The organism is Escherichia sp. WS338, assembly GCF_046486405.1.
Lineage (GTDB): Bacteria > Pseudomonadota > Gammaproteobacteria > Enterobacterales > Enterobacteriaceae > Escherichia > Escherichia coli.
The window spans coordinates 1-23,561 of sequence record NZ_JBJQLL010000045.1 but is presented as its reverse complement, the minus strand read 5'-3'; the positions used below and the strand labels follow the sequence as shown (position 1 = coordinate 23,561).

21 protein-coding genes and 1 pseudogene are annotated in these 23,561 nt (G+C 46.6%); 18 read left to right on the top strand and 4 right to left on the bottom strand.

Annotation, left to right across the window (positions count from 1 at the left end; translation table 11 throughout):
* Positions 1-1,674: 1,674 nt before the first annotated feature.
* On the bottom strand, positions 1,675-3,279 hold the full coding sequence (locus ACJHWT_RS22765; RefSeq protein WP_001067608.1) for a YfjI family protein: 1,605 nt from the start codon (positions 3,277-3,279) through the stop codon (positions 1,675-1,677).
* A 433-nt stretch (positions 3,280-3,712) separates the two neighbouring features.
* On the opposite strand from ACJHWT_RS22765, the pseudogene ACJHWT_RS22760 reads away from it, so the two are divergent.
* Positions 3,713-4,310, top strand: a pseudogene (locus ACJHWT_RS22760) (transposase); the annotation flags it as partial.
* A 153-nt stretch (positions 4,311-4,463) separates the two neighbouring features.
* Here ACJHWT_RS22760 and ACJHWT_RS22755 read toward each other — a convergent pair.
* Complete coding sequence (locus tag ACJHWT_RS22755; protein WP_410232362.1) at positions 4,464-5,195, bottom strand: inovirus Gp2 family protein; 732 nt, start codon at positions 5,193-5,195, stop codon at positions 4,464-4,466.
* A 1,750-nt stretch (positions 5,196-6,945) separates the two neighbouring features.
* On the opposite strand from ACJHWT_RS22755, the gene ACJHWT_RS22750 reads away from it, so the two are divergent.
* Positions 6,946-7,755: a hypothetical protein gene (locus ACJHWT_RS22750; protein WP_032153709.1), complete on the top strand. Its 810-nt coding sequence runs from the start codon at positions 6,946-6,948 to the stop codon at positions 7,753-7,755.
* On the opposite strand, the gene ACJHWT_RS22745 is transcribed toward ACJHWT_RS22750, so the two are convergent.
* Complete coding sequence (locus ACJHWT_RS22745) at positions 7,752-8,684, bottom strand: hypothetical protein (protein ID WP_023155730.1); 933 nt, start codon at positions 8,682-8,684, stop codon at positions 7,752-7,754. The genes ACJHWT_RS22750 and ACJHWT_RS22745 overlap by 4 nt on opposite strands.
* Positions 8,685-8,790: 106 nt before the next feature.
* Here ACJHWT_RS22745 and ACJHWT_RS22740 point away from each other — a divergent pair, with 106 nt between their 5' ends.
* The 16 genes from ACJHWT_RS22740 (at position 8,791) to ACJHWT_RS22665 (ending at position 21,855) form a co-directional block, all read left to right on the top strand.
* Entirely contained in the window at positions 8,791-9,675 is an 885-nt protein-coding gene (locus ACJHWT_RS22740) for a GTPase family protein (protein ID WP_024166630.1), read from the top strand.
* A gap of 118 nt (positions 9,676-9,793) precedes the next feature.
* Positions 9,794-10,471 (top strand): hypothetical protein, encoded by a 678-nt coding sequence (locus ACJHWT_RS22735; RefSeq protein ID WP_023155728.1) that lies wholly within the window; start codon positions 9,794-9,796, stop codon positions 10,469-10,471.
* Between the two features lie 29 nt (positions 10,472-10,500).
* Entirely contained in the window at positions 10,501-10,710 is a 210-nt protein-coding gene (locus ACJHWT_RS22730; protein WP_023155727.1) for a DUF905 family protein, read from the top strand.
* A 90-nt stretch (positions 10,711-10,800) separates the two neighbouring features.
* The gene (locus ACJHWT_RS22725) at positions 10,801-11,619 is read left to right on the top strand and encodes a DUF932 domain-containing protein (RefSeq protein ID WP_001234693.1); all 819 of its coding nucleotides are present in this window, start codon (positions 10,801-10,803) and stop codon (positions 11,617-11,619) included.
* A gap of 91 nt (positions 11,620-11,710) precedes the next feature.
* Positions 11,711-12,196, top strand: a complete 486-nt coding sequence (locus tag ACJHWT_RS22720) for an antirestriction protein (protein WP_032153711.1) — start codon at positions 11,711-11,713, stop codon at positions 12,194-12,196.
* Between the two features lie 15 nt (positions 12,197-12,211).
* Positions 12,212-12,688, top strand: coding sequence for a RadC family protein (gene radC / locus ACJHWT_RS22715; protein WP_001186715.1), 477 nt, complete (start codon positions 12,212-12,214; stop codon positions 12,686-12,688).
* A 68-nt stretch (positions 12,689-12,756) separates the two neighbouring features.
* The gene (locus ACJHWT_RS22710) at positions 12,757-12,978 is read left to right on the top strand and encodes a DUF987 domain-containing protein (protein WP_000692345.1); all 222 of its coding nucleotides are present in this window, start codon (positions 12,757-12,759) and stop codon (positions 12,976-12,978) included.
* Between the two features lie 79 nt (positions 12,979-13,057).
* Positions 13,058-13,432 (top strand): type IV toxin-antitoxin system cytoskeleton bundling-enhancing antitoxin CbeA, encoded by a 375-nt coding sequence (gene cbeA, locus ACJHWT_RS22705; RefSeq protein ID WP_032153712.1) that lies wholly within the window; start codon positions 13,058-13,060, stop codon positions 13,430-13,432.
* Between the two features lie 46 nt (positions 13,433-13,478).
* Entirely contained in the window at positions 13,479-13,856 is a 378-nt protein-coding gene (locus ACJHWT_RS22700) for a TA system toxin CbtA family protein (RefSeq protein WP_000854735.1), read from the top strand.
* Positions 13,853-14,344 carry a DUF5983 family protein gene (locus ACJHWT_RS22695; RefSeq protein ID WP_023155722.1) on the top strand — a complete coding sequence of 164 codons (492 nt, stop codon included), beginning with the start codon at positions 13,853-13,855 and terminating at the stop codon, positions 14,342-14,344. Before ACJHWT_RS22700 ends, ACJHWT_RS22695 begins: the two co-directional genes overlap by 4 nt.
* An 11-nt stretch (positions 14,345-14,355) precedes the next feature.
* Positions 14,356-14,553, top strand: a complete 198-nt coding sequence (locus ACJHWT_RS22690; protein ID WP_000839265.1) for a DUF957 domain-containing protein — start codon at positions 14,356-14,358, stop codon at positions 14,551-14,553.
* An 84-nt stretch (positions 14,554-14,637) separates the two neighbouring features.
* A complete protein-coding gene (locus ACJHWT_RS22685) occupies positions 14,638-15,504 on the top strand; it encodes a DUF4942 domain-containing protein (RefSeq protein WP_032153714.1) in 867 nt (288 codons plus the stop codon).
* A 71-nt stretch (positions 15,505-15,575) separates the two neighbouring features.
* Positions 15,576-15,839 (top strand): type II toxin-antitoxin system ParD family antitoxin, encoded by a 264-nt coding sequence (locus tag ACJHWT_RS22680; RefSeq protein ID WP_025492088.1) that lies wholly within the window; start codon positions 15,576-15,578, stop codon positions 15,837-15,839.
* Positions 15,836-16,162 (top strand): type II toxin-antitoxin system RelE/ParE family toxin, encoded by a 327-nt coding sequence (locus ACJHWT_RS22675; RefSeq protein ID WP_000779483.1) that lies wholly within the window; start codon positions 15,836-15,838, stop codon positions 16,160-16,162. The genes ACJHWT_RS22680 and ACJHWT_RS22675 overlap by 4 nt, the downstream gene beginning before the upstream one ends.
* A 463-nt stretch (positions 16,163-16,625) precedes the next feature.
* Complete coding sequence (locus tag ACJHWT_RS22670) at positions 16,626-17,888, top strand: tyrosine-type recombinase/integrase (protein WP_001218753.1); 1,263 nt, start codon at positions 16,626-16,628, stop codon at positions 17,886-17,888.
* A 451-nt stretch (positions 17,889-18,339) separates the two neighbouring features.
* Positions 18,340-21,855 carry an AAA domain-containing protein gene (locus ACJHWT_RS22665; RefSeq protein WP_021572001.1) on the top strand — a complete coding sequence of 1,172 codons (3,516 nt, stop codon included), beginning with the start codon at positions 18,340-18,342 and terminating at the stop codon, positions 21,853-21,855.
* 108 nt (positions 21,856-21,963) lie between these two features.
* Here ACJHWT_RS22665 and ACJHWT_RS22660 read toward each other — a convergent pair whose 3' ends face one another.
* Positions 21,964-23,415, bottom strand: coding sequence for a phosphoethanolamine transferase (locus ACJHWT_RS22660; protein ID WP_220298798.1), 1,452 nt, complete (start codon positions 23,413-23,415; stop codon positions 21,964-21,966).
* Positions 23,416-23,561: the final 146 nt, after the last annotated feature.

Genomic DNA, 23,561 nt, shown 5'->3' with positions numbered 1-23,561 from the left:
AGCGCTGAACAAAATGACGAAAGCAGGTATGCCTGAAAGCGTGCGTATTGCCTGAAAACACAACCCGCTACGGGGGAGACTTACCCGAAATCTGATTTATTCAACAAAGCCGTGCTGTAAACGAATTAATGCTTTCGCTCATAATCAGATCTAAAACGGTAATAACTTACAGACGGTATTTATCAGGCATGCTGTAACAGAATGGATACGTCGGTTATTAACGACACGTAGCGTTGTGCAGAAATAAATGGATTATCTGATGGTATTAGCTAAAGAGATGAGATAAACGAGGAGTGAATAAAATACAGAATCAATAAACATCACGAAATACTGCAAAATATGCGATAAAAACCCACGATCAGAAGTTCAAGAAACATATTACGACTAATCACCATCATAAATTACAAACTTGCTCTCAATGGTTCTAAAAAACCGTGTACAAGGCCAACACGATACCTGTAACCCAATAAACTTACACGCACTCATTTTATCTGTTAAAAACAACTCATGTTCAAGATATGAACGTTAACGGGTACACGGTACCAGAATGAAACATACCATGGATGGATAATTTTCATTTTATTTAAAATACAAGATAATCAGGAACGAACAAACACAATCAGAAATTCACTCTATTAATTCTGTTATTTACCCTGCTCGGCTAATCGTTACAGAATAATGGATACCTTATTAAAGAGTAAGCATTCAGTTAATCAGTGATGACAGAAGTATTGATATTTACCAGAATGGTTAAAACATATCAGATAAACAATCATTGTTAAGCAAATACAGCTCATGATGGATAAAATTAAAATAAATTATTATTTTACTGAAAACAGGAACAGATGGATATCAGCAATAGCGTAGTAGAGAATAACTTATCTGAGTATCATATGAGTTACAGTAGTTATGATTGAGGAATGGAGAAGGTGGATACCATGATAATGGTGACAATGAAGATTAGACAAGGAAGGGAGTGAATATAACTGGATGAGAATAAGAGTAATGGAATGTGTAAAGACAGAGAGGGAAAATGAAGGGCAGAGATGGATGATAAATAAAGGGGTAGATACTAATTATAGTAATAAACCTAAATTAAAATTATCCATGTTTGATGAGTAAAAATAAGAAATCATCCGTTCTGAATACGAACATGACAAACCATTATCTTACAGAAAAAATATCAAATCATTTTTCTTCACTCTCCTATTGAAATGCAAACTTGAACAGCATCTCTTTTCAGTAACAGTGATAACCATTCGTTATTCAGGCAGAGACCGACATTATCATATACACCTACACTCATCACGACGAAAATCAAACGAAGTTATATATGAAAACTCACACAATATGGTTAATGATTAGCTTTAATCTATGTTAAAAATAATCTTTCGATTCACTTTCGATCAATAAAAAACGAAAGCCATGCTTCCACCAGTGCGCACACTCCTGTATTCAACCAGCTCTGACAGCAGGTCATTATGAAAACAAAATTAAATCACAGATGTGGTGCATGTGCTGCTACTGTTGCTACCGTAGCGGTTTTTTCAGAGAAATTCTCATTCCCCCCCCATAATTGGTGAACATTTGCATAGGTGCAGGATATGCAAAACGCCTTATCACCAACCTCCGAATGAAGGTTGGTTGATTTTGTTTTATCTGTGTAAGGTTATTTCAAAATAAGCTATACTCTGAAAAAGGTGACGCAAATGACGGAATTAATTCCGGTGGAATATTAACGTGATATGCTTTCGCTTTATGAATATTCTCGGGTAGAACAATATCAAACTGTTCGTAATACATTGCGCCTAAAGGAAGGAGGTAACCATTGTTACAATAAACAGAAACATAAAGTGCCTGATGCGATCGCATTCTGATGATACATAAATACCCCTGACAGATTAACTGATTGAGTACAGGTGTAAGTTTTTCTGCTCTTCTCAGTCGATTGGGACCATATCTTTCAATGTCTGTTTTCCTGATAGCACGCCAATTATTCTGCCTTATTCGGGTCATAATCCATGCATACAGTTCACAGGCATCCTGTTCAAACTGGCATCGTGCAGACATGGGATAAAATATTGTGCTCGCCTCCTCCAGATACCAGTCCATGAGATGCATAGCTTTAAAAAGCGCAATTGATTCAATTTCCTCAGCATCTTTATAGCAATAGCAGGTGAATATTCCAGCTATCCTCAGTATATTAGAACCTGCTTTCAGAACAATATCTCTGATGTGTTCCCACTCCCCGCCTGCAAGCGCTTTTCTTTCAATCTTAATCTGGTTTTCCTGCCACTCCCCCAACGCTTTCTTCGCAAGTTTTAATGTCTTCCTTTCGGTGCTCATGCCGGGGAAATTAATGTTGTGGTTTAACAGGAATCCGTTAATCTTTTTATGAAAGTTCTCCAGGGTTGATATTGTTCTGAACTCACCTCTCGTATAATCACGTATCCAGGAAGAACTTACAACCTGACTGAACAGAAACCGGGAAAGAAATCCGCTTCCCCACGCCAGTACGTCATTTTTATTTATATAATTCGTAAAGACATCCGGCTGAGACATTAACGAAAATGTCAGACGTGGCGCGATATGGTATTTCTCGTCAGCCCGTCCAAAATCAAACGGTTGCCCACTCCATGCTTTATTCAACAGGCCCGGATAATTTTTCAGATAGCTTCTGAAAAAAGTGACCGCCTCATCAGAAATAACCCCTGCCTCAGGATGTTCATTGAGCCCTTCCACAAGCGCTTTAAGCGAAACATCTTCATAGATAAAATTCGGTCGAACCGGACGTGTCGGTTTATTTCTTTCGTGATTACGCAGCGCCTCTTCTTCCTGTTCCCCCGGATACCCCCGGTTAACAACCTTTCTTAAATTGGCAGCAAGCGCTTTCTGCCGGGTATTCCAGATCTGTAGTTCAGTCTTATAATCTTTGTTTCTCTCTTCGTATTGTTGAATGAGTCGATCGGCAAATTCGTAACAGGGGTTCATCACCAGTCTGTTTATCGTTGTTTTTCCCGCGCCTGGCTCTGCGATTGCCAACAGATAAAGTGAGCAGGGTTCCGGCATGTTGGTGTGAGGATGAACAACGTCAACCAATGACTGACAGGAGAGTGAGAGCGTTGCCAGTACAGTATTAAAAATGAGCTCCAACGGAAGTTGGGTACTTTCATATAAGTCGTCAATGAGATACGCAAGCTCACTAGGAAATAATCTGTAGGTTAAATCAGCTGGGAAGTGGTGGGATGTCTGCAAGGATTGCACATAATCGGGATTCATTGTAATGGACCTCCTTCGCATACTGTAATCAACGCAAAACTTACTGTTCAGTTCAGAAATATACCGACATTGTGAGTATGTTCGCTGACGTCGATAATAAAATGGCTTGTATCCATTCACCAGTCCCGACGCATTTATGATGCTGACAAAAGCAAAACGACATGGAGGTGCCTCAGAAGTCTGGCACCACAGCAACAAACGATGGGGGCATGAAACACAGGGAACATTGCGCCCCTGAGCGTTGAGGATCTTCCACCTTGTATCCTGGTTCTTCGTTATCATGAGCAGCGAACAGATTTGGCAAAGCGTATGCAGCCTGGGGCCCCTTAGGGTTTAAGCCCATATGTAAGCAAATGGCGCATACGCTGAGCCACTCATCTGAAACCCGAACAGTTGTCCGTACTCCATAACGCATTAGCAAGAATGGGCAATAATGAGTCTGCCAAATCCACTTTGTGTTGATACCGATGTGTCCAAAACAACGCTGGATATTGCCGCCAGCAACACTATTGAACGGTTTTCTGTTGCCAGTGGTGCTGACGGCGTTGATTTCATCATCGCTGAACTGAGGCAGCACGATATGGCCTTTGTGTTGATGGAAGGCCGCCATAACCTGTGCGTTTCAGCCCGAAGGTTTTGAGATCGCCGTAGTTAACCCCAGGCAAGCTCGTGACTTTGCCCGTGCGATGGGATATCTGGCGAAGACTGACCCGCATGATGCGCGGTTTTTTTGCCCAGATGGCTGCAGTTATTAATTACCATCCGGAACGAGACCGCTTTATCCGGACTTTGCCGGATGCAGAACGTCAGGTTCTTAATGCCATAGTCGTTTGCAGACACCAGTTGATCGCAATGCCAGTTACTGAGCAAAACAGGTTGTACCCGGCTCACCCGCAAAGCAAAAAAAAACATTAATATCATCAAAGCGCTGGAAGATGAACACCCACATCCGGAACCATTTTAAAGAACCAGCTGAGCACCTGAGCAACATTAAAGGCATCGGCGTAATGACTACGGCGGTGCTGGTAGCCTGTATGCGCAAACTGCTGACCATCCTGAATGCGATACTCAGAAAGAACAAAGAAATGTAATGAATCCTGCCATCAGGTTACTCCATAATTTTGTTGGTCAAGACAGTTAATTACGTGACGTATGCTCAGGCACCGGATGCCGTTTTACAGGGCTCACCTGCCATCCAGTAGACGCCCCGGCCCACGACTGCAACCATAATTACGTTGCCCAGAACCGTCATGCTGCTTCGTCTCATACTTCACGAGATAACAGGCTCTCTCCATGGCTTTCTGCATCGCTTCCACATCACCACGCTTGACCCAGAGAACAGCGGCTTCACCCGGCTTTTTGTCTGAAGCCTTCCTGGTTTCAGAACATCCACCCGACAAAGGCGTATCATCGGAAGAAGGGCGAGCATCAGATGATGTCGGTTTACGGAAAGGCGTCCGCCTGGAAAAATGAACCAGTCCATTACCCTGCCAGGGCTCGAGATGCAGAGCACTGCACCATGCCAGCTTGATCAGCGTCGCCAGCGAAGAAGGAACGATGAAATCCCCTGGCGAGCACCAGGTATCTTTGTTGAGCAGTAATATCACGTGATAATGTTTCCTGCCTTTTTCCTTGCCAAACTCCCGACACCAGAAATAACGCAGAGTGGTTGCACGCACACGCTTGTTGGCACGTCGTTTTTTCCGCTGGTAAGCCTGAATTTTTGCTTTCAGGGATTCGAAAAAACGAGAAATCACTGCTGAATCTAAATCGGTATCCATAATAGTGGCAGGCATATACTCAGGAAAACGTAAATCCACCCGAATTAACGAGACGGCACGGTGCTGCACTAGGGCACTGTCGAGAAGGCTGTCAAAACGGGATAACCAGTAAGCATTGTGTATTGGTTGATTCATGATGAGAGATCTCCGTTGATTTGGATTGACTTCACATCATTAATCACTGCGGTAAAACTTTACGGCATCCCGCCATTGAGCAACGCCAATGGCTCCTGATTAAAACAGAATGAATCCCCCACGAAGAAAAGATAAACCTACACGCAGGGTAAAACACACAACAACGGCATAAATGGTTTTTAAAAACTACAAAGCCCGAAGGGAAACGGATCAACAGAACGTGCAAACAAAACACCAAAAACGCAATCAGAACGCTTTCTGCTGCTGTGAATCAACAACAATACCAAAACCTACAGCTTAACCACAAAACTCAATCACAGAGCCGAATAGCGCGTTTAAAACCTGTTTACAGATAACCCTGCCCCGAGAACAAAAACCACCAACATCAGAATCGATTTTCTTATCCTGAAAACGTTACTTTTCAACACACCATAAAAACGATTAACCATCGATAACGTAAATCTCATCTGAATCAAAACACCAGAACCAATCATCACGCTTTTTCTGAAAAGAGCCTTATGATGAAGATAATCACCTTGCACTGAGAAAAAACACCAGGGCCAGTTAATCATCTCATCAATCTTATCGCTACAAAATCATCCATAAAACCATTTAACAAAATCATCGTAAGCACACAGTAAATCACGCCAGGTTATCTCAGCCGGATTTGCGTTTTACATAAAAACACTTGTCTCAGGTTAACGACTAAAAACACGAAAACTCATAAAAGGTTAAATGTAACATCAGAAAAATAGAATATCATATTGATTGCTTAAACAGGAAAGATTGTTTTGTAGTAGCATTAAGCTGATTTTAGTTAACGTAAAAACAGGACTGACAGGTTTACTAAACTGGATGTGTATCAGACAAAGCAATGTGTATAACAATACTTAATGAAAACACTTGTAGAATTGTTTATGAAAACATGTGTATGTCTGGTAAAACACTTAGTAGAAAATACGTGTATAACACTTACTGAAATGCTTAGTAAAAACACTTAGTAAAATATGTGTAGAATTATCTATTTAAAAAGATATGTATATAACACTTAATAAAAACATGTGTATATAGTATCATACCGACATTCTCAACATCTTCAGACACTCATGCAGACTGAATGTTCGTTTCAGTTTTTCACGGCCAGCATGGGGATTTTTGTTCTGAAAACGGAGCAGATTTACTCTGGAATTATTTTTCTGTCCCCGTATTTCAGGCCCCAGAAAAGACAATCCGAAGCAAACCGTTTGTCAGCTTCCATATCATCTTTTACCCCCGGAAAGTGATCGCGTTTTACAACCAGAATGACAGCCATACTGATTATGTCGTCTCCCGGCCCCCTTCACATATAACATGCATGCCTGTCATTGCTTACTGCTCCACATGACAGGATTTCACATACAGGATGCGCATTCAGTGTTTTTATCGCCACTATAACAGACAGATTACTGTCGCTTTTACTCTTCAGATTGTTAATCTGACCACAAGAACAGTCGAACAGTACAACGACACACCCAAGGAGGATATGAGCAGTAGTTGATAGCATGTTTTAATTTATTATGAATAGATCAAGAATAGATCGTGAATAGTTAGAGAATAGTTCTTCAGCATCTCACAGAGTGATCAAGCCTTGAAGTGATTGCTTTTTGAACACAAGTCCGGATGCAATGTTTTTTTGTTAACTTCCTTGCATATTCGATTTCCATGTGATAGTGAAAATCACCAGAAGAGAATGCGATTGAGGCGTAATCAGATGAAACAATATGAAGATGGTTATAACGTGAATGGATATAGCTGGGAAAATGAAACAATTGAGTATTTGTTGAATGATAAACAACTGACAGATAATCACATACCTGAATGGGTTAAAAAAAATGAAATTGCAGCATTCTGGTTCTGGTTAGTTATAATTAACACAGATCCCAAACTCCTTGGGGTTCGTAATGAATTAGGGTTCAATACAGCCATGATGGGGCTGATTCCTGCGGGGAGTATACCCATAACAACAATTCCTTCAGATCATGAAATGAGACTGGATGTTATAAGCAAATGGATTAATGCATTAATCCTTGACAATCAATCAGATTGCTTCATCTCAACAATGCATCAAAACTGGCTGCAGATCGAAAAGAGAAACGAAGCCAAATGGCTTAAAAAGAATACAGAACAACTCGAATGGGCATGGAAATATATCAATGCACGCATCCCGCACACGTATCTTTCCTGGTTTTATCCTGTAAGTGATAACGAAAGATACATTGCTATCGTAGTTTTACTAAAAATTTTATTCCCCGCAGATACACCATACTTACAGCAGCCAAAAGTACTTCACTATGGGGTTGCCGCAAAAGAAAAATTTTTCGACAAGATGCACAATGCATTCCGAAAACAGTTTACCGACGGAAAAAAAGATAAGCGGGTACAAATCAACGTTAAAATATCATCAGATGCAAAACGTACTCTGGACAGACTGACCAGAGAACTGAAAACAACACAACAGGCTGTCCTGGAACATCTGATTCAGAACCACAGGCTGGTGATTCAGAACCACAGACTGTATTAACTTTCACCACTTCTGCTCCTGCCGATTTTCTTCTTTTGGTAGTGTCTCCTGGCTGCGGATATCAGATACTTTTCCGTCATTTTGTTGCAGAACTCTTCAATGTAGTTAATCATTTTCTGGTGTGCTTTCAGCTTTTCTTCCCCGGGGGACGCTTTCAGATAAATGTCCTCCTTTTCCACAAGCGCATTGACAAACTCCCCTAAACATCCCTGGTTATAAAGCGACGTGAAAAACAACACATCCCCCAGTCTCTCCAGTAACTGTGGTTTATCCCCGAAATGTTTTTTTATACTTTCAAAAGGTTTTCTATTTTCCGGATCAAAAAAAACACTTAATCCCAGTCGCTTATATTCCTGGTAAAAAAGTTCAAACGTCGGGGATGCTGAACGGCAAATAAACGAAGACTGCGCCCATGGATTAAAATCTGTGACACGCCTCCCCTCCCGCACTTCCTGTCGTGTCAGCGGTGGTTCAGCAAACCAGGCGTCCAGCTCAGCCGAATCGTTATCCCTGCTCAAAACCTCATACAAACTGCCCGTGAACGGTTGAGCCGTTTGTTTTGTTGCTTCGCCTTCTGATTGTCTGAATCCATCCACTTTTCTCCGGATATTACGCGGAATCAGCATAAAAGGCGGGACATTAAGTGATAAACGTTTACCCGTCATGCGATACCATTGACCTACCTCAACCTTAATCCGTGTATCTGACTTTAGCTCAAGTGCCATTATGTTAAGCAGGTACAGATAACGCACCGTATAACGATTAAAATGTTTCTCCGGATCAAACGATTCTGACCGTTCTCCTCTGTACACGAGTCTGCTGCGCTTCAGTATTCGCAGAGTATATTTCCAGGCCGGACTTTTACAAATGGCGGTAACTCTGGCCTTATTAACAATGTCGCGTAATGCATCAATCTGTTGTGCAGTCATCTCTTCCCTCCACACTTTGTCACTCCAGATTTTTTCACGCCCATATTACCTGAATGATAAACCGGATTAGTGTGATCCGGTTCAGTGAAATCAACAGGATACCGGTATGTCATTCAGCCATTCTTCCCTCTCCGCACAAGTGAAATCATATCTGACGTTTCTTCCTGAAGAAATTCGCCAGAAAATCCTTGAACATCTCCACGGTGTTATTCATTACGAGCCCGTGATTGGCATTATGGGTAAATCCGGCACCGGCAAAAGCAGTCTGTGTAATGCCATTTTTCAGTCCCGTATCTGCGCCACGCATCCCCTGAACGGCTGCACCCGCCAGGCTCATCGCCTCACCCTGCAGATTGGTGAACGCAGAATGACGCTGGTCGATCTGCCCGGCATTGGTGAAACACCGCAGCATGATCAGGAATACCGGGAGCTTTACCGTCAGTTACTGCCGGAACTGGATCTGATTATCTGGATCCTGCGGGCTGATGAACGTGCGTATGCTGCTGATATTGCCATGCATCAGTTTTTACTGAATGAAGGTGCAGATCCCTCGCGTTTTCTGTTTGTTCTCAGCCATGCCGATCGCGTGTTTCCTGCTGAAGAATGGAACGACGCAGAAAAATGCCCGTCCCGTCAGCAGGAACTCTCACTGGCGACAGTAACAGCCCGGGTGGCCACCCTGTTCCCGTCATCATTTCCGGTACTCTCCGTTGCAGCGCCTGTCGGCTGGAATCTTCCGGCACTGGTGTCACTGATGATCCACGCACTGCCACCACAGGCAACCAGCGCGGTTTATTCACATATCCGGGGGGAAAACCGCTCTGAACAGGCCCGGAAACACGCACAACAGACTTTTGGTGACGCCATCGGGAAAAGTTTTGACGACGCCGTTGCCCGGTTCAGTTTTCCGGCCTGGATGTTACAGCTTCTGCGTAAAGCCCGGGCCCGCATTATCCACCTACTGGTCACACTGTGGGATCACCTGTTCTGAGCGCCCCGGAGTCCCCCGTGGCAACCGTATACCTTTACACGACAACGGATTACGGTAACCACTGCCGTATACCGTCTGTCATTATCAATAACACGCTCTTTAATTTCAGAGGTCAGTCATGAATACCAGAATGCTTTTTCCCCTGCTGTTCACTGTGGCATCCTTCTCCACCTCCGCCGGTAACTGGGCTGTCAAAAACGGCTGGTGTCAGACCATGACGGAAGATGGTCAGGCGCTGGTAATGCTGAAAAATGGCACGATTGGTATTACCGGCCTGATGCAGGGATGCCCGAATGGCGTACAGACGCTCCTGGGCAGCCGTATCAGTATTAACGGTAACCTGATCCCCACATCACAAATGTGTAATCAGCAGACAGGATTCAGGGCTGTTGAGGTGGAAGTCGGACAGGCGCCGGAAATGGTCAAAAAAGCCGTTCACTCCATAGCAGAGCGTGATGTGTCCGTTTTACAGGCATTTGGTGTACGAATGGAATTCACCCGCGGTGATATGCTGAAGGTCTGTCCGAAATTTGTCACATCACTTGCCGGTTTTTCCCCGAAACAGACACCCGCCATTAATAAAGATTCCGTCCTGCAGGCTGCCCGGCTGGCATACGCCCGGGAATATGACGAGGAAACAACAGAAACCGCTGATTTTGGCTCTTACGAAGTAAAAGGCAATAAGGTTGAGTTTGAAGTGTTCAATCCTGAAGACCGTGCGTACGACAAAGTGACCGTCACGGTTGGTGCTGACGGTAATGCCACCGGTGCCAGCGTTGAATTTATCGGAAAATAGCCGGTATGTCGGACTGTCACCCTGTTTAATTGCCCGAAGGCCCTTTCTCACGCGAACAGGCGGTTGCCGTCACAACAGCTTACCGCAATGTGCTTATTGAAGATGACCAGGGAACGCATTTCCGGCTGGTTATCCGTAATGCTGAAGGTCAGTTGCGCTGGCGGTACTGGAATTTTGAATCCGATGCCGGAAAACAGCTTAATGTGTGGCTCGCCAGTGAAGGGCTTCTCAGACAATAAACGTCATTCATTTCATCCATCAGGCCGCGTCTTCTCCGGGAGGCGCGGCTTTTTCATTTATATCGCTAACTCATTCATAAGGAGCAAATCATGCGATTAGCAAGTCGTTTTGGTTATGCGAACCAGATACGCCGTGACCGCCCCTTAACTCGCGAAGAACTGATGCAGGTCGTCCCCAGCGTATTCGGGGAAGATAAGCACACATCCAGAAGCGAGAACTATACCTGGATCCCCACCATCACCGTGCTGGAAAGCCTGCAGCGGGAAGGCTTTCAGCCCTTCTTTGCCTGCCAGACCCGCGTACGTGACCCGGGCCGCCGGGGGTATACCAAACACATGCTGCGTCTGCGCCGTGACGGGGAGATAAACGGACAACATGTCCCTGAAATCATCCTGCTGAACTCCCATGACGGTACCTCCAGCTACCAGATGCTGCCGGGTTACTTCAGGTTCGTCTGCCAGAACGGCTGCGTCTGTGGTCAGTCTCTGGGGGAAGTGCGTGTTCCGCACCGGGGAAATGTGGTGGACAGAGTCATTGAAGGGGCTTACGAAGTGGTGGGCGTTTTTGACCGGATTGAGGAAAAGCGTGATGCCATGCAGTCGCTGGTCCTGCCGCCACCGGCACGCCAGGCGCTGGCACAGGCGGCACTGACTTACCGTTATGGTGACGAACATCAGCCCGTCACCACCGCCGACATTCTGACGCCACGACGCCGGGAGGATTACGGTAAGGACCTGTGGAGTGCTTATCAGACCATCCAGGAAAATATGCTGAAAGGCGGGATTTCTGGTCGCAGCGCTAAAGGAAAACGTATCCACACCCGTGCCATTCACAGCATCGACACGGACATTAAGCTCAATCGCGCATTGTGGGTGATGGCAGAAACGCTGCTGGAGAGCATGCGCTGATGCTGTTTCCCTGAAAGTGCAACCCTGACTCACGTCTGTACCAGTCCCCGGGCATTCTTCCATTCATTTACTTTTTATAAGGAATCATCTCATGACAACCTTTTCGCATAGCTCCACCACGCCTTCTGTTTCCGTAACCACTGCACCAGGGAATAACCAGTCTCAACTGGTTGCCACTCCCGTCCCTGATGAACAGCGCATCAGTTTCTGGCCGCAACATTTTGGCCTCATTCCACAGTGGGTGACCCTGGAGCCCCGTGTCTTCGGCTGGATGGACCGTCTTTGCGAAGACTACTGCGGTGGTATCTGGAATCTGTACACCCTGAACAACGGTGGGGCATTTATGGTACCCGAACCGGATGACGATGATGACGAAACATGGGTACTGTTCAATGCCATGAACGGCAACCGCGCTGAAATGAGCCCGGAAGCCGCCGGCATTGCCGCCTGTCTGATGGCGTACAGTCATCACGCCTGTCGTACAGAGAATTATGCCATGACGGTCCATTATTATCGGTTGCGGGATTACGCCCTGCAGCATCCGGAATGCAACGCCATTATGCGCATCATCGACTGAATGGAGAGAAGCACAATGCAACAGCTTTCCTTTCTGCCCGGAGAGATGACGCCCGGCGAGCGCAGCCTCATTCTGCGGGCCCTGAAAACCCTGGACCGCCATCTTCATGAACCCGGTGTGGCCTTCACCTCCACGCATGCGGCACGGGAATGGCTGATTCTGAACATGGCGGGACTGGAGCGGGAAGAGTTCCGGGTACTGTATCTGAACAACCAGAATCAGCTGATTGCCGGTGAAACCCTCTTCACAGGCACCATCAACCGCACGGAAGTCCATCCCCGGGAGGTAATTAAACGTGCCCTGTACCACAATGCCGCTGCCGTGATACTGGCACACAACCACCCGTCCGGTGAAGTCACCCCCAGTAAGGCAGATCGCCTTATCACGGAACGCCTGGTACAGGCACTGGCCCTGGTGGATATCCGGGTACCGGACCATCTGATAGTTGGTGGCAACCAGGTTTTCTCCTTTGCGGAACACGGTCTGCTTTAACCCGTCACCGCCACAACCATATCACACCTGTTTTCACTTTTATCTTCTGTCTTCAGAGGTATCCCACTATGAAAATCATCACCCGTGGCGAAGCCATGCGTATTCACCGTCAGCATCCGGCATCCCGTCTTTTTCCGTTCTGTACCGGCAAATACCGCTGGCACGGCAGTGCTGAAGCGTATACCGGTCGTGAAGTGCAGGATATTCCCGGTGTGCTGGCCGTGTTTGCTGAACGCCGTAAGGACAGTTTTGGCCCGTATGTCCGGCTGATGAGCGTCACCCTGAACTGAGTCTGGAAGGGCATTCAGAAGAGCAGAATTATCGCCACCACCGGACCATTCTTAACCAATTTTCTGTGAGGATTTTATCGTGTCAGACACTCTCCCCGGGACAACGCATCCCGACGATAACAACGACCGCCCCTGGTGGGGGCTACCCTGCACCGTGACGCCCTGTTTTGGGGCACGTCTGGTGCAGGAGGGTAACCGGTTGCATTACCTTGCAGACCGCGCCGGTATCAGAGGCCGGTTCAGCGACGCGGATGCGTACCATCTGGACCAGGCCTTTCCGCTGCTGATGAAACAACTGGAACTCATGCTCACCAGCGGTGAACTGAATCCCCGCCATCAGCATACCGTCACGCTGTATGCAAAAGGGCTGACCTGCAAAGCCGATACCCTCAGCAGTTGTGGTTACGTTTATATGGCTGTTTATCCGACACTGGCACCCGCAACCACCTCATAACCCCGAATATCTCACCTTTAGCACTACCAGTTACAGAGAACTTAAGATGAAAACATTACCTGACACACACGTACGGGAGGCATCGCGCTGCCCGTCTCCCGTCACCATCTGGCAGACACTGCTCACCCGACTGTTGGACCAGCATTACGGCCTCACACTGAATGACACACCGTTCGCTGATGAACGTGTGATTGAGCAGCATATTGAGGCAGGCATTTCACTGTGCGATGCGGTGAACTTTCTCGTTGAAAAATACGCACTGGTACGTACCGACCAGCCAGGATTCAGCGCCTGTACCCGTTCTCAGTTAATAAACAGTATTGATATCCTCCGGGCCCGCCGGGCAACCGGCCTGATGGCCCGCGACAATTACAGAACGGTAAATAACATTACCCTGGGTAAACATCCGGGGGCGAAACAATGAAACTGGCCCTGACGCTGGAAGCCGACAGCATTAACGTGCAGGCACTGAACATGGGGCGCATTGTCGTTGACGTCGATGGTGTTACTCTCGCTGAACTGATTAACGTGGTCTGCGATAACGGTTACTCCCTTCGTGTTGTTGATGAATCTGACCGGACATCAGCAGAGCGCACGCCATCATCTGCGGCGGCCCTTACCGGCATACGCTGCAGTACCGCGCATATCACGGCAAAGGACAACGCCTGGCTGTACTCGCTGTCACATCAGACGAATGGCACCGGCGAATCAGAATGGATTCATTTCACAGGTAGCGGATATCTGTTACGTACCGATGCGTGGTCATACCCGGTTCTGCGGCTTAAGCGCCTGGGCCTGTCAAAAACGTTCCGTCGTCTGGTTGTCACACTTACCCGACGTTATGGCGTCAGTCTCATTCATCTGGATGCCAGCGCTGAATGTCTGCCGGACCTGCCCACTTTCGACTGGTAACCAGGAACAACATGAAATCATTAACCACGGAAACCGCACTGGATATTCTGATTGCGTGGCTACAGGACAATATCGACTGCGAATCGGGAATTATCTTTGACAACGATGAGGATAGAACGGATTCGGCAGCACTGTTGCCCTGTATCGAACAGGCCAGGGAGGATATCCGTATCCTGCGCCAGTTGCAGCTTCTGCAACAGAACCGGTGAGTCTTACTCACCAGACTTCATTCCACTGACGCCAGCCTGAACAGGGCTGGCGTTTTCATTTATCTGCAAAAAGGAATATCGATTATGTCTGAAATCACAGCCCCCCGTCCGGAAGTGGTCAACGGGCATACGGACGTTATCGGCTCAACCAGCATCCGCCACATTCTGGCTGTACGAAAGAGTGCGCTGCTGCAAATCGACACACTTATCCGGCAACTGGCAGAAATCTCGGTGCTGACGGAAAGCATCGGAGGTAAAACTGCACTGGACTGGGCCATGAAACAGGATTTTCGCTGCGGTTGCTGGCTGATGGAAAAACCGGAAACCGCAATGAAAGCCATCACCCGCAACCTTGACCGCGAAATCTGGCGTGATCTGATGCAACGTTCAGGGATGCTGTCATTAATGGATGCACAAGCCCGTGATACATGGTACCGGTCACTGGAGTACGATAATTTTCCGGAAATCAGCGAAGCAAATATCCTGAGCACGTTTGAACAACTGCACCAGAACAAAGATGAAGTGTTTGAGCGAGGGGTGCTCAACGTTTTCAGAGGACTGAGCTGGAATTACAAAACCAATTCACCCTGCAAATTTGGCAGTAAAATTATCGTCAACAATCTGGTGAGGTGGGACCGGTGGGGGTTTCATCTTATCACCGGACAACAGGCCGATCGACTTGCCGATCTGGAAAGAATGCTGCACCTGTTCAGCGGCAAACCGATCCCCGACAACCGGGAAAACATCACCATTCATCTGGATGATCACATCCAGTCTGTTCAGGGTAAAGAGGACTATGAAGATGAGATGTTCAGCATCAGATACTTTAAGAAGGGCTCCGCGCACATCACGTTCAGGAAACCAGAGCTGGTTGACAGGCTTAATGATATTATTGCCAGACACTACCCGGAAGCCCTGGCAAGCACAGTGAACAAAAGCCGCAAGGCATAAAAGAGGTATTTTACAATTCGCGAATATTAACTATTATTAATTGATAGTAATCAATCGGCGAGAAAATAACCATGCCTACCAGTGTATCCCTCAGTCCTTACTTTGAAACGTTTATCCGCGAACAAATAGAAAGTGGTCGGTACAACAATACAAGTGAAGTCATTCGTGCCGGACTTCGTGCTCTGGAAGAACGGGAACAGCAGATAAAGCTTGAATCACTCCAGAGCGCCGTGGCCGCAGGCATCAACAGCGGTGAAAGTAAAAGTGCTGAAGAGGTATTCGGGCGACTGACGCACAAATACAAAAAGATGGCAGAAGGTGAACAGCCAATATGAAACTGACTGTTTCACCATTAGCAGAACACGATCTTGAAGCTATAGGTGACTGGATCGCTCAGGATAATCCTGTCCGTGCAATCAGTTTTACCGAAGAGCTTTACCAACAATGTCTGTTGATAGCCGAATCGCCAGTACTCTACAGAGAAAGACCCGAGTTAGGGGCTGGGATCAGAGGTTGTTCGTATGGTCGTTACCTTCTGCTGTTCAGGGTACTGGATACTGAAGTTCGTATCGAACGTATCGTTCATGGTTCCCGGGATATCAACAGGGTACTTGCAGAGCCAGACGACAAACCATCAGATCATTTCTGGCAGCCATAAACAAAATCTGTGCGTTAACGCTCCCTAACACAGGTAGCCAGGTATTTTATAAATCTCTGTATTTTGTTGTCACTTCGATTCCGCGATTCAGCATATCGAACCAGACAAAATGATTACAACAAACCACAAGAAAGAGGGATTATAGCGTCAAAAGAATTCGAATTGCACATGGGGGCCTCATTGGTGGCCTCAAAAAGAACAAGGATAAAACAGTCGATACAAAACAATTGGTTATATAACCAGTTTCATTCCGAGTCCGGGCACCAAATTCATATAAACGGACCTCCACGGAGGTCCGTTTTTCGTTTTAGGACGCCACGATTTAAGCGTCCTGCCGCCAAATCAATTCTACCGAACTCAACCAGACTCCCCCCACATCAACCCCATTGTGTGGGTATAATTGCGGGTATACCCCAGTTCGACAGAATTTGTACCCTCTTTAACGCATTCAGAAGGCTGAACTATGGCACTGACTGACGCAAAAATCCGGGCTGCAAAGCACACTGACAAGGCTTATAAACTCACTGACGGGGCTGGCATGTTCCTGCTGGTACATCCTAATGGTTCCCGTTACTGGCGTCTCCGTTATCGCATTCTGGGTAAGGAGAAAACTCTGGCACTTGGTGTATACCCGGAGGTTTCTCTCTCCGAAGCTCGTACAAAACGGGATGAGGCCCGAAAACTGATTTCGGAGGGGATTGACCCTTGCGAACAGAAAAGAGCTAAAAAAGTAGTCCCTGATTTACAACTCTCTTTTGAACATATTGCACGACGCTGGCATGCCAGTAATAAACAATGGGCACAATCACACAGCGATAAGGTACTCAAAAGCCTCGAAACACACGTTTTCCCCTTTATCGGCAACCGGAACATCACAACACTCAATACCCCGGACCTGCTTATCCCTGTTCGTGCTGCAGAAGCTAAACAAATTTATGAAATCGCCAGTCGTCTGCAGCAAAGAATATCTGCTGTAATGCGTTATGCCGTACAGTCTGGCATCATCAGATATAATCCTGCTCTGGATATGGCTGGCGCATTGACCTCTGTAAAACGACAGCATCGCCCCGCTCTTGATCTTTCACGTCTGCCTGAACTTCTGTCGCGTATTAACAGTTATAAAGGTCAGCCTGTCACCCGGCTTGCTGTTATGCTGAATTTACTGGTTTTTATTCGCTCCAGTGAACTCAGATATGCCCGCTGGGCTGAAATTGATATTGACAATTCAATGTGGACTATTCCAGCCGAACGCAAACCTCTGCCAGGGGTAAAATTCTCACACCGGGGCTCCAAGATGCGAACACCACATCTTGTGCCACTCAGCAAACAGGCTGTAGCCATACTGACAGAACTTCAGACATGGGCTGGTGAAAATGGTCTGATCTTTACGGGAGCACATGACCCGCGTAAACCAATCAGTGAAAATACCGTAAATAAGGCCCTCAGAGTGATGGGGTATGACACAACCAAGGAAGTCTGTGGCCATGGATTCCGGGCGATGGCGTGCAGTGCATTGATTGAATCAGGTTTGTGGTCCCGCGATGCTGTGGAACGTCAGATGAGCCATCAGGAGCGTAATGGTGTACGTGCTGCGTATATCCATAAAGCAGAACATCTGGAAGAACGTCGACTGATGCTACAGTGGTGGGCAGATTTTCTGGATGCGAACAGAGATAAGGGTATCAGCCCGTTTGAATATGCAAAGATTAACAATCCATTAAAATAGTAAGCAGTCCGGGCTGATTGCCCGGACTGCTTTAACTGATTATTTTTCTTTGTAAATGATGACGAAGATTGATGTTCTGGCAAGTTACTCCGGCTTCCATTAAAGTCCCTTCGTCATGTTCTTCAGGCTATTTATGACTGTGATTAGCACCAGGAATATCTGGTTTCCATGAGAGCAGGTAATAACCCCCGGTGTTTTCGGCTGTTCTGGTATCCTTGTCCAACGCAGGCAGTCATTATAAACGGTAAAAAATGTATTCACTGTTATGAAATCAATAGTCCTGACGTACTGTTGAATGTGCTTGCGTTCTGAACCTTGTACAACCAGTACATTTGATACCGAATTATAAACAAAACATTGCATCCAACTTTTTCAATATGGACAATAGTTGTCCATATGGTGGTTTTATATTCGATAAATCAATGGATTTCATTGAGTCATAGGACTGGTAATGGATGAAAATGCTTTAGGGTTTGCCTCATACTGGCGCAACTCGCTTGCGGACGCTGAGTCAGGAAAGGGCAGTTTTGAACGGAAAGACGCCAAAAATTTCACTCATTGGCATGGGATAGCGGCGGGACGTCTTGACGAAGCGATTGTCAGTAAATTTTTTAAGGGAGAAAAAGACGATGTCGAAACGGTCGATGTCATCTTGCGCCCAAAAGTTTATTTCCGGTTACTGCAGCATGGTAAGGACCGTTCTGCAGGTGCGCCTGATATTGTTACCCCGATAGTGACGCCAGCCTTGCTAAGCCGTGAGGGTTTTTTATATCCGACGCCAGCGACCTCCATTCCCAGAGACCTGCTTGAACCTTTGCCAAAAGGAGCATTTTCGATTGGTGAGATTGGGCAGTATGACAAATACAAGACGACCCATACCACGTTCTCTATCAACTTTGATGACAGCGTTGATAAGACTGCCGAAACGGATGAAGAACGGGAAGAACGATATGCAGCCTTGCAGCAGGAGTGGCGTCAATATCTGGATGATTCAGAGAGGCTGCTGAAGAACGTTGCCGGCGACTGGATTAAAAATCCTGAGCAATATGAACTCGCTGAGCACGGTTATATTGTTAAAACGGCGCAATCTGGCGGTGCCAGTTTCCATATCCTTTCTCTTTATGATCACCTGCTTGTTTGCAATAAGGATGTGCCGCTCTTCAATCGATTCGCCTCGCGAGAGGTTCATGCTGCAGAGTCTTTGCTGGCCCCTGGAGCAAAATTCAGCGACAGGCTTGGACACTCCGGAGATAAGTTTCCGCTGGCAAAGGCTCAGCGCGATGCCTTAAGCCATTTTCTGGATGCTAAACATGGCGATATCCTTGCTGTTAATGGCCCTCCTGGAACCGGAAAAACCACGCTGGTGCTTTCTATCATCGCCACGCAGTGGGCCAGAGCGGCTCTCGAAAAATCTGAGCCTCCGGTTATTATCGCGACTTCAACGAATAACCAGGCTGTAACGAACATTATTGAGGCATTCGGGAAAGACTTTTCGCAAGGTTCAGGTGCGATGGCCGGGCGATGGTTGCCAGAGCTGAAAAGCTTCGGCGCTTATTTTCCCTCAGGCAGCCGTAAAGCTGAAGCAGCCAAAAAATATCAAACTGAAGATTTCTTCAACCAGGTTGAGTCAAAAGAGTATGTAGAAGATGCACTGCTGTTTTATCTGGAAAAGGCTAAGGCAGCCTTTCCTGAAAAAGAGTGTTCATCCCCTGAAAAGGTCATTGAACTCCTGCATGGTCAGTTGGCAGCAAAATCCGAGCAACTGATAAGACTGAACGCAACATGGCAAAAGTTAAGCCAGATTCGGGCTGCGCGTGAGCTTATTGCTAATGATATTGAGCAATATCTCAATAATTTAAATAAATTACTTTCCGGACAAGAACAAAAAATCACTCTACTGAAGAGTGCTAAAACGGAATGGAAAAAATATCGCGCCGGTGAATCACTGATCTATTCATTATTTTCCTGGCTTCCGGCGGTTCGCAGTAAGCGACAGTACCAAATACAGCTGTTTCTCGAAGATAAATTAGGTGCGCTGATTGCAGGAAATCAATGGTCTGATCCTGAAACTATCGAACGTAATATTGATGGGCTGCTCAATTCCGCTGAGCGCGAGCAAACAACATACCGGCAGCAGATTGACTCCGCCCATGAAATCATTCTTAAAGAACAGCAGGCGGTTCAGGAGTGGCAGAGACTGGCTCTTGATTTAGGGTATGAGGGCGACGAGGAACTGAGCTTCTCACAGGCCGATGAACTGGCTGATACGCAGATTCGCTTCCCTGCATTTTTACTGACGACTCACTACTGGGAAGGTCGTTGGCTGATGGATATGGCCAGCATTGATGATCTGCAGGAAGAGAAGAAGAAAAAAGGCGCTAAAGGGGTAACCGCCCGTTGGCAACGTCGAATGAAACTCACTCCATGTGTGGTGATGACATGCTATATGCTGCCCGGCAATATGCAGATAAGTGAGCACAAAGGACAGCGTAAATTCGAGAAAAGTTATTTGTATGATTTTGCCGATTTACTCATTGTCGATGAAGCCGGGCAGGTGCTTCCTGAAGTGGCTGCTGCCTCGTTTGCATTAGCTAAGAAGGCATTAGTGATTGGCGATACGGAGCAGATCCCGCCAATATGGAGTATTGCTCCTGCGATTGATATCGGTAACATGCTGGCGGAAAAAATTCTGTCTGGCAGTACGCAAGAAGAGATTACCGAGAAATATACGGCAATCGCAGACCTTGGTAAAAGTGCCGCATCTGGCAGCGTTATGAAAATAGCGCAGTTTGCTTCGCGCTATCAATATGATCCCGAACTGGCTCGTGGTATGTACCTATATGAACACCGCCGGTGCTACGACAATATTATTGGATACTGTAATACGCTCTGCTATCACGGTAAGTTGTTGCCTAAAAGAGGGCGTGAAGAGAGCAATTTAATGCCCGCAATGGGGTATCTCCATATTGATGGTAAAGGAGAGCTGGCAAGTAGTGGAAGTCGATATAATTTGCTTGAGGCTGAAACGATAGCGGTCTGGTTGGCAGAGAACCAGCAAAATATTGAAGCGCATTACGGTAAATCGCTTCATGAAGTTGTCGGTATTGTGACGCCTTTTAGCGCTCAGGTATCCACTATCAAACAGGTGCTGGGCAAACAAGGTATCAGTACAGGCACGAATGAAAAGTCGCTCACAGTGGGCACCGTGCACTCTCTTCAGGGAGCGGAAAGAGCGATTGTGATATTCTCGCCAGTCTATTCAAAACATGAAGACGGCGGGTTTATTGATAGCGATAACAGCATGCTGAATGTTGCAGTCTCCCGTGCGAAGGACAGTTTTCTGGTCTTCGGCGATATGGACCTGTTTGAGGTCCAGCCAGCCTCATCGCCACGGGGATTACTGGCAAAATACCTCTTTGAGTCAGAGAAGAATGCGCTCTCTTTTGATTATAAAGAGCGTAAGGATTTAAAAACCGCCGGGACCAAAATCTACACACTTCATGGTGTGGAGCAACATGATAATTTCCTGAATCAGACATTTGAAAATACCAGTAAACACATCACGATAGTTTCTCCATGGCTGACCTGGCAAAGGCTGGAGCAAACCGGTTTTCTTGATTCCATGATTGCGGCGTGTTCACGTGGAATTAACGTCACGATAGTCACTGACAGAAGCTACAACACTGAACATAATGATTTTGAGAAGCGAAAAGAGAAGCAGCAGAACTTTAAAGCGGCGCTGGAGAAACTGAATGCGCTGGGTATTGCTACAAAGCTGGTAAACCGTGTTCATAGCAAAATTGTTATTGGTGATGATGGTTTGCTGTGCGTGGGATCGTTCAACTGGTTTAGTGCGACACGGGAAGCGCGATATGAACGATACGATACATCAATGGTTTATTGCGGTGATAACCTGAAGGGTGAGATTGAGGCTATTTATAATAGTCTTGAGAGGCGGCAGGTTTAGAGCAGGAATGGTGAGTAGCCATCTTACCGATCGTTTTCGAGCGTAAGATGGCTGAATGGAATGGCTATTATTGCACAGTCCTTAATTATAACATTCATACCGACATGATTATCTTCTGTCCGGAAGAATCAGAGGCTGTGGTTTCAGACTGTCTGCCGGTACATTCCTGTCTCCGTTAAAAACAATAACGGGTTCATTATCTTCGTCTGTCAGCGGATTGAATGGCGGTATATTTTCAGTACGAATGCCGGTCAGCCACTGAAAAATACCTGCGAAATGACGGGCACTGATTTTTCTGCTGACGGACTGATGAGACGTGATGTCACTGGCGGTAATAATCAGGGGAACGCTGTAGCCTCCTTGTATATGGCCATCATGATGAACAGGATTAGCACTGTCGCTGACCGACAGACCATGGTCAGAAAAGTAAAGCATGGCAAAATGACGGGAGTGCCGGCGAAGGATACCATCAAGCTGACCGAGAAAGTTATCCAGTTTACTGATGCTGGCGAGGTAACAGGCAATCTTTCGGGGATACTGCTCCAGGTAATGATTCGGCCAGGAGTTAAGTCGGTCACACGGATTCGGATGAGAGCCAATCATGTGCAGGAATATCACCTTCGGAGAGGATTTATCCGCCAGTGCACGTTCTGTTTCCTGTAACAACAACATGTCATCCGTTTTACGGGAAGCAAAGCTGCCTTTCTTGAGGAAAACGGTATGCTCCGCATCAGAAGCAATAACAGAGATGCGTGTATCATGCTCCCCCAGTTTTCCCTGATTGGATATCCACCATGTGCTGTATCCTGCTTTTGCTGCCAGCGCCACCACGTTGTTGCCGGAGTCAGGGTTCTGCTCATAGTCATAAATCAGTGTCCGGCTCAGGGAAGGTACGGTACTGGCTGCTGCCGATGTATAGCCGTCAATAAATAAACCGGGAGCCGTATTCAGCCATGGTGTGGTTGGCACGGGATAGCCATATACCGACATATAATCCCTGCGCACACTCTCACCAGTAACGATAACAATCGTGTCATACAACGGTGTTCCCGGCAGGATTTTCCAGTTGTCAGCCCCGTGCTGACTCAGTTGTTTATAACGCTGCATTTCACGCAATGTGTCAGTTGTTCCCACAACAATTCCTTTAACCATCCGCAACGGCCAGCTGTTTACAGAGCATAATACGAACAGCAGCAGTGCCAGCCAGTTACGGTGACCGCGGTGGTGTGTCCGCCAGAAAATCACCATGAATACCAGAATCGCGGCACTGACCAGAAAATGATAAACAGGAATCATCCCGGTAAACTCTGCAGCCTCATCAGCCGTGGTCTGCAGCAACGCGACAATAAAACTGTTGTTGATTTTACCGTACGTCATACCCGCAGGCGCATACAGTGCACAACAGAACAGAAATAACAGCGTTGTAATGGATGTGAGGGTATTTCTGTGTGCAAGGAGCAGAAGGAGAAACAGAAGCAGCACATTTCCTGTGGCATTCTTCTCAGTGTATCCGCATGCAATTGTGGTTATCACAGAAATAACAAAAAAGAATAAAAACAATAAAATCCGGGGTGTGTCGCCCGGACAAAACAGTTTGAACCGCCCCGGAAATCCTGGAGACTAAACTCCCTGAGAAAGAGGTAAACAGGATGACTAAAAATACTCGTTTTTCCCCCGAAGTCCGTCAGCGGGCGATTCGTATGGTT

Bases quoted from the DNA above. Each gene is read 5' to 3' on its own strand.
- ACJHWT_RS22685 (WP_032153714.1), top strand. From the start codon at position 14,638: ATGTCTGAAATCACAGCCCCCCGTCCGGAAGTGGTCAACGGGCATACG.
- ACJHWT_RS22690 (WP_000839265.1), top strand. From the start codon at position 14,356: ATGAAATCATTAACCACGGAAACCGCACTGGATATTCTGATTGCGTGG.
- ACJHWT_RS22765 (WP_001067608.1), bottom strand. From the start codon at position 3,279: ATGAATCCCGATTATGTGCAATCCTTGCAGACATCCCACCACTTCCCA.
- ACJHWT_RS22720 (WP_032153711.1), top strand. From the start codon at position 11,711: ATGACAACCTTTTCGCATAGCTCCACCACGCCTTCTGTTTCCGTAACC.
- ACJHWT_RS22680 (WP_025492088.1), top strand. From the start codon at position 15,576: ATGCCTACCAGTGTATCCCTCAGTCCTTACTTTGAAACGTTTATCCGC.
- ACJHWT_RS22755 (WP_410232362.1), bottom strand. From the start codon at position 5,195: ATGAATCAACCAATACACAATGCTTACTGGTTATCCCGTTTTGACAGC.
- radC (WP_001186715.1), top strand. From the start codon at position 12,212: ATGCAACAGCTTTCCTTTCTGCCCGGAGAGATGACGCCCGGCGAGCGC.
- ACJHWT_RS22695 (WP_023155722.1), top strand. From the start codon at position 13,853: ATGAAACTGGCCCTGACGCTGGAAGCCGACAGCATTAACGTGCAGGCA.
- ACJHWT_RS22750 (WP_032153709.1), top strand. From the start codon at position 6,946: ATGAAACAATATGAAGATGGTTATAACGTGAATGGATATAGCTGGGAA.
- ACJHWT_RS22710 (WP_000692345.1), top strand. From the start codon at position 12,757: ATGAAAATCATCACCCGTGGCGAAGCCATGCGTATTCACCGTCAGCAT.
- ACJHWT_RS22725 (WP_001234693.1), top strand. From the start codon at position 10,801: ATGCGATTAGCAAGTCGTTTTGGTTATGCGAACCAGATACGCCGTGAC.
- ACJHWT_RS22675 (WP_000779483.1), top strand. From the start codon at position 15,836: ATGAAACTGACTGTTTCACCATTAGCAGAACACGATCTTGAAGCTATA.
- ACJHWT_RS22665 (WP_021572001.1), top strand. From the start codon at position 18,340: ATGGATGAAAATGCTTTAGGGTTTGCCTCATACTGGCGCAACTCGCTT.
- ACJHWT_RS22745 (WP_023155730.1), bottom strand. From the start codon at position 8,684: ATGACTGCACAACAGATTGATGCATTACGCGACATTGTTAATAAGGCC.
- ACJHWT_RS22700 (WP_000854735.1), top strand. From the start codon at position 13,479: ATGAAAACATTACCTGACACACACGTACGGGAGGCATCGCGCTGCCCG.
- ACJHWT_RS22735 (WP_023155728.1), top strand. From the start codon at position 9,794: ATGAATACCAGAATGCTTTTTCCCCTGCTGTTCACTGTGGCATCCTTC.
- ACJHWT_RS22740 (WP_024166630.1), top strand. From the start codon at position 8,791: ATGTCATTCAGCCATTCTTCCCTCTCCGCACAAGTGAAATCATATCTG.
- ACJHWT_RS22670 (WP_001218753.1), top strand. From the start codon at position 16,626: ATGGCACTGACTGACGCAAAAATCCGGGCTGCAAAGCACACTGACAAG.